Consider the following 528-nt stretch of genomic DNA (forward strand, 5'->3'; position numbering starts at 1 on the left):
TGCGGCGTCACCGCTTTAATATGTTCAATGTGAAGCTCCGCCATGGCTTTGCCAAAGTTGGAAAGCGGCTTGATTTCACCGGCCAGTTCCTGCTCGACCGTGAGCTTCTCATTCGGAGAGCGAAAGATCGTATGCCGATCACTGTATAGGCCAAGGGGTACGCCATAGGTTCGGATCCCCTGTTGCATGACCCGCGAGTAGCCCTCCCGGCATTCATGGGGGCGGAATACTGCGGCTACGACCGTGCTTGTCGCATCGTCAATGGCAGCATGCAGGGTGAATGCAGGGGCTCTGTCCTCCAACCAAGCGTATGGCGTCGCATCGATCTGCCACAGCATACCTGCTTGTGCCCGGCGTTGGCGAGGCGGATGCGCCTTTGCACGTCGGCGTGGCTTCACCTGCTTGATGCCTTCGGTTAGCAGGATGCGTCTGACGCTGGAAGAGCTGATCTTCAACGACTCGTGCTCGTCAAGCAGCTCGGCAAAATGGCAGTTGTTGCTGCCTTGATACTTCGCGGTATACAAGGCC

The 528-nt window shown here is 57.4% G+C and carries 1 protein-coding gene; it reads right to left on the reverse strand.

The window, feature by feature from the left end; all coding sequences use genetic code 11:
• Window positions 1-528, reverse strand: a 528-nt coding sequence (locus DQG13_RS30385; RefSeq protein WP_483874478.1) for a transposase family protein, incomplete at both ends; no start/stop codon positions are given.

Source organism: Paenibacillus sp. YN15 (genome assembly GCF_003285005.1).
GTDB lineage: Bacteria > Bacillota > Bacilli > Paenibacillales > NBRC-103111 > Paenibacillus_AR.